The organism is Streptomyces alkaliphilus (assembly GCF_014141535.1).
Taxonomy (GTDB): domain Bacteria; phylum Actinomycetota; class Actinomycetes; order Streptomycetales; family Streptomycetaceae; genus Streptomyces; species Streptomyces alkaliphilus.
Genome location: NZ_VKHT01000280.1, coordinates 1 through 5,551 on the forward strand (window position 1 = coordinate 1; position 5,551 = coordinate 5,551).

At 71.8% G+C, this 5,551-nt stretch carries 4 protein-coding genes; 1 reads left to right on the plus strand and 3 read right to left on the minus strand.

Translation table 11 applies throughout. The features are described 5' to 3' along the window. Positions 1–36: 36 nt before the first annotated feature. Positions 37–684 carry a response regulator transcription factor gene (locus tag FNQ90_RS11155; protein WP_323379885.1) on the minus strand — a complete coding sequence of 216 codons (648 nt, stop codon included), beginning with the start codon at positions 682–684 and terminating at the stop codon, positions 37–39. Then, entirely contained in the window at positions 677–1,867 is a 1,191-nt protein-coding gene (locus FNQ90_RS11160; protein ID WP_182606224.1) for a GAF domain-containing sensor histidine kinase, read from the minus strand. Before FNQ90_RS11160 ends, FNQ90_RS11155 begins: the two co-directional genes overlap by 8 nt. 495 nt (positions 1,868–2,362) lie before the next feature. Here FNQ90_RS11160 and FNQ90_RS11165 point away from each other — a divergent pair, with 495 nt between their 5' ends. After that, positions 2,363–2,719 (plus strand): aggregation-promoting factor C-terminal-like domain-containing protein, encoded by a 357-nt coding sequence (locus FNQ90_RS11165; protein ID WP_228454472.1) that lies wholly within the window; start codon positions 2,363–2,365, stop codon positions 2,717–2,719. A 127-nt stretch (positions 2,720–2,846) separates the two neighbouring features. On the opposite strand, the gene FNQ90_RS11170 is transcribed toward FNQ90_RS11165, so the two are convergent. Beyond that, on the minus strand, positions 2,847–5,354 hold the full coding sequence (locus FNQ90_RS11170) for an FHA domain-containing protein (RefSeq protein ID WP_194432425.1): 2,508 nt from the start codon (positions 5,352–5,354) through the stop codon (positions 2,847–2,849). Positions 5,355–5,551 lie beyond the last annotated feature (197 nt).

A 5,551-nucleotide genomic window follows, 5' to 3' on the forward strand; every position in this document is an offset into this window, starting at 1 on the left:
GGTCGGCGGGCCCCTGAGGGGTCCGGGGGGCCGTCCTCACTCGGCCAGGCCGTTGCGGACCGCCCACAGCGCGGCCTGGGTGCGATCGGCGAGTTCGAGCTTCATGAGGATGTTGGAGACGTGCGTCTTGACGGTCTTCTCCGACAGCACCAGGGCCCGGGCGATCTCCCGGTTGGCACGCCCCCGGGCGATCAGGGCGAGCACCTCGCGTTCCCGCTCGGTGAGCGTGCCGGAGCGGCCGGAGCGGCCGTCGGTGTCATTGCTCAGCAGTGCGCGGGCGATCTCCGGTTCGAGCAGGACGTGTCCGGCGTGCACGGAGCGGATCGCCGCCGCCAGGGCATCGGGGTCGATGTCCTTGTGGAGGTAGCCACCGGCCCCGGCCCGCAGTGCGGGGACGACGCTGCGGCGCTCGGTGAAGCTGGTGATGACCAGGACCCGGGTGTCGGCCCCGGCGCCGAGGGAACGCAGGGCCTCCAAGCCGTCGGTACCGGGCATCCTGAGATCCAACAGGACCACGTCGGGGCGCAGTTCACGGGCGCGTTCGACGGCCTCGGCGCCGTCGGCCGCCTCGCCGACGACCTCGATGTCCTCCTGGATCTCCAGAAAGGTCCGCAGTCCCCGGCGCACGACCCGGTGGTCGTCCACCACGAGGACCCGGATGGGCGCGGCGTCGGGATCAGCCACGGGGCACCTCCATTTCGACGACGGTCCCACGACCGGGTTCCGATGTGATGGTCAGGCTGCCGCCCACGGCCTGGGCGCGATCGCGCATGGAGACCAGGCCCAGACGGCGTCCGGCGCGACGCACGGCCCCCGGGTCGAAGCCGGTGCCGTCGTCGACCACCCGCAGGACGGTATGGGCTCCCCGTCGGTCGAGGGAGACGTCCACCCGGCTCGGGGCGGCGTGACGCAGGGCGTTGTGGAGGGCTTCCCTGGCGACCTGGAGCAGAGCCTCCTCGCGATCGGGGCCCGGGGCCCCGGGCTCACGGCACACGAAGGCGACCCGGGCCGGGTGCGCCCGGTTCAGGACTCTGGTCTCGGCGTCCAGGACGGCGGCCAGGCCGTCCTCCTCCAACGCCGCCGGCCGCAGTTCGACCACCACGGCGCGCAGCTCGTCGGCGGCCTCGGCGGCGAGCCGGGTCACCTCGGTGAGTTCGGCGGCGGCGCGGGCGGGGTCGCGGGTCAGCAGGCCGGCGGCGGCGCGGGCGGTCAGTCGCAGCGAGAAGAGTTTCTGTGCGACGGCGTCGTGCAACTCCCGGGCGATCCGGGCGCGTTCCTCGGCGATGGACAGTTCGCGGCTGCGTTCCAGCAGATGGGCGTTGGTGAGGGCGATCGCGGCATGGCGGGCCAGCAGGCGCAGCAGTTCCTCGTCCTCCTCGGTGAAGGAGGTGTCACCGCGCGGACGTCCGGTGCCCGGGCCGGTGCCGTCCCGGAGGCGGGTCCGGGCGGCGGGGCGCTCGGGGAGCTTGTCGGCGAGGAAGAGGGCTCCGAGCACCCGTTCCCCGTCGAGAATCGGCATGCCCAGGAAGCCGCGCATCTCGGGGTGGGCCTCCGGCCACCCCTCGAACCGGGGGTCGCGGCGGATGTCGGCGACGCGCTCGGGTTCGGCCCGGCGGAGCATCGCGGCGAGCAGTCCGTGCTGGCGGGGCAGTGGACCGATGGCCCGCCACTGGCGCTCGGTCATGCCGGAGACGAGGAACTGGGCGAACCCGCCGGCACCGTCGGGCACCCCGAGGGCGGCGTAGCGGGCGTTGAGGAGTTCCCTGGCCGAGCCGACGATGGTCTGCAGCACGTCGCGCACCTGGCGGGTGCTGTTCATCGCGAGGAGCGCGTCACTGATGGCGGCGAGGCCGGTGCCGGTTGCCATGGTCCGCACGGTACCGCTCCGGACCCGGGACACGGATCGGTCCCCGGGCGGCGACGACGCGGGAAACGGCTTAGCTCCCCGGTCCCGGGCCGGGGTGGCGGGGGGGTCGTGGCGACGGACCGTCGGAGTCGGGCACCTTCGGTGACGACTCCGTGGCAAAGGGTGGGAAAGAAGGGGTGCGGGGGCGCCCGGGAGTGAGCCGTGTCACGGGACCGAGGTCCCTCCCCTATCGCCGGTAGTGGACGGGTGTCCTTCCGGCGGGTGACGGGCGGCGCCGGGCGGGGGTCCCGGGAGGGTCCCGGGACCACGGTCCCGAGTAGTAATTGAGCTGTTTGCCCCTTTTTTCATGACTTGCCAAGAATGGCGACTGTCCCGATCGAGGCCGGTTCGACCCGGCCGAGAGCAACCGGAAGCAGAGGATCACCTTTCATGGCAGTCCACGGCACCACCCCGCGTTCGTTCCTGTCCCGCGCCCGCCGCACCGCCGCCGTCGGCATGGCGGGAGCCGCCGTCGCGGGTCTGGGCGTACTGGGTGTGGCGGGCACGGCCCACGCCGCGCCGACCACCGGGGCACAGGACACCGCCCAGCGGATGATCGACGACGCGGCGCAGTACCAGTGCTTCGCCAACATCGTGGAACGGGAGAGCGGCTGGGACCACACCGCGACCAACCCCTCCAGCGGTGCGTACGGACTCATGCAGGCCCTCCCCGCGGGGAAGATGGCCTCCGCCGGCTCCGACTGGCAGAGCAACCCGACCACGCAGATCGAGTGGGGTCTGCAGTACATGGAGGAGCGCTACGGCAGCCCCTGCGCCGCCTGGTCCTTCTGGCAGAACAACCACTGGTACTGAGCGACCCCCCTCCCGGGAACCCGGACCGACTCCGGGTTCCCGGGGGAGCACCGTCGAACGCGTGACGGCCTGCGACCCGGTGATCACCGGGTCGCGGGCCGTCACGCGTTCGGGGCGGGCGGACGGTTCAGTCCCTCATGACCTCCGGCTCGTGGCGGCGCAGGAAGCGCAGCACCAGGAAGGCACAGCCGACCGAGATGACCGCGAGCATCCCCACGTCGAGGATCCACACGGCCGCCTCGTGGTCCCACAGGCGGTCGGTCTCGCCGCGCTGACGGTGCCCCATCAGGGTGTTCAGGTCGGCGGTCGAACCCACTCCCGCCAGTCCCCAGCGCGAGGGCATCAGCCAGGCCACCTGCTCCAGTCCCGGCTTCCCCGCCACCTGGAAGAGCACCCCGGTGAAGACGAGCTGCACGACGCAGATCATCACCAGCAGGGGCATGGTCATCTCGGAGGTGCGGACGACCGAGGAGATCACCAGGCCGATCATCATGGAGGTGATGCCGAGGACCGTGATCACGATGGTCATCTCGACCGCGGGCGATTCGACGAACAGCACGCCCTGCTCGGGCAACTCACGCGGCGCGAAGCAGATCAGGGCCAGAATGACGCCCTGGACGATCGTGACCATGCCCAGCACCAGCACCTTGGACATCAGATACGCCGAGCGGGAGAGACCCACGGCCCGTTCCCGTTCGTAGATCACCCGTTCCTTGATGAGCTCGCGCACGGCGTTCGCCGATCCGGCGAAGCACATGCCGATCACCAGGATCAGCAGGATGATGCCCGCGTCCCCGTTGCCCCGTCCCCGTTCCAGTGGGCCGTAGCCCAGGCCGTGCGGGGCCGGGATCACCGTACTGACCAGACCGAGGATGATCGGCAGCGCGAGGGTGAGCGCCATGAAGCCCTTGTCCGAGGCGATCACCGCCAGGTACCGGCGTACCAGGGTCCATACCTGCGCGCCCCAGCTCTGGGCCTTCTGCTGCGCGGCCCGCAGGGGTTGGAGGTGAGCGGGGCGGGCGAGGTCGGCGTCCGCGTCGGCGGCGTACATCCGGTAGTGCCGGGAACCGCGCCAGCGCCCCATCCAGTCGTGGTCGCGGTAGTTCTCGAAGGCGGAGAAGACATCCGCCCAGGAGTCGTAACCGAAGAAGTTCAGCGCCTCGTCCGGTGGGCCGAAGTAGGCGACCCCGCCGCCCGGCGCCATCACCAGCACCCGATCGCACAGGCCGAGCTCGGCCACCGAGTGGGTGACCACCAGGACGGTGCGGCCGTCGTCGGCCAGACGGCGCAACAGCTGCATGACGTCGCGGTCCATCCCCGGGTCCAGGCCGGAGGTGGGTTCGTCGAGGAAGATCAGCGAGGGCTTGGTCAGCAGCTCCAGCGCCACCGAGACGCGCTTGCGCTGGCCGCCGGAGAGCTGGTTGATGCGCTTGTCCGCGTGGGGGTCGAGCTTGAGCTCGGCGAGCACCTCCTCCACCCGCGCGTTCCGCTCCGCCTTGCCGACGTCGCCGGGGAAGCGGAGCTCGGCGGCCAGGCGCAGCGCCTGCCGCACCGGCAGCGCGGTGTGCAGGATGTCGTCCTGCGGCACCAGGCCGATGCGGTGCCGCAGTTCGGCGAAGTGGGTGTAGAGGTTGCGCTGGTCGTACAGCACCTCGCCGTGGGTCGCGGGCCGGTACCCGGTCAGGGCCCGCAGCAGGGTGGACTTGCCGGAACCGGAGGGACCGATCACACCGACCAGCGACTTCTCGGGCACCCCGAAGGAGACGTCGTCGAGGATGGTCAGGGCGCCGTCGTTGACCTGCACCGTCAGGTGCCGGGCCGAGAAGGAGACCTCACCGGTGTCGACGAACTCCTCCAACCGGTCGCCGACCAGACGGAAGGTGGAGTGTCCGATACCGATGGTGTCGGAGGGGGTGATCAGCTGCCGGCCGTTCCTGTCCATGGGCTGACCGTTGACGTAGGTGCCGTTGTGGCTGCCCAGGTCGCGAAGCTCGAAGCGACCGTCGGGGGTGGCCAGGAACTCGGCGTGGTACCGCGAGACCTGCAGATCGGGAACGACCAGCTCGTTCTCGAGGGCACGGCCGATCCGGGTCACCCGGCCGATGTCGAAGCGGTGCAGGGCGGTGGCCCCGCGCGGTCCGCTCCCCTCCTCCCCGGCGTCACCGCCGGGCCCCGGTTCCCCGGATCCGGGGAACCCGCCCGGGGCCGGCGGGCCGGCCGAGGGCATCGGGGGCGCGGTCGACGGCGGGGTCGCGGGGGACACCGCGGCGACCGGCTGCGGTGCCTGCCGCGGCAGGACCCCGCCCGGCGCGGCCCCCACCGCGGTGAAGGACAGCCGTGGGCCATCCTCCGCGTTGCCCAGGTTCAGCACCGTCCCCGGCCCGGCGTGCAACTGCTGCACGCGCTGGCCGTGGGTCCACGTGCCGTTGGTGCTCCCGTGGTCCTCCAGGACCCAGCCCTCGCCGCCCCATCGCAGGGTGGCGTGCCGCCACGAGACGCGGGCGTCGGTGAACACCAGGTCGGCCTGCGGGTCACGGCCCAGCGTGTAGGACCGCGTCGGGTCCAGGGTCCAGCTCTGTCCGTTCAGTTCGAGTACGAGATCCGGCACTCCACGCCCCACAAGTCCATGCCCCATGTTGCTGTCCCCCGACGGGCCCGCCAGAGCGTCGCGGACCCGGGGATGGTGATGTCGAGGGAGACTATTCCAGGCCGGGGAGACCGTGGGGAGGGAGGTCCCCCGATGTCACGAACCCGGTGCGAACCGCGATCCTGCCCGTGACCTTCCGGCCCGCCGCGGTTCCGGCGGGGCGGCGCCCGGAGCCCGGGGCGCAC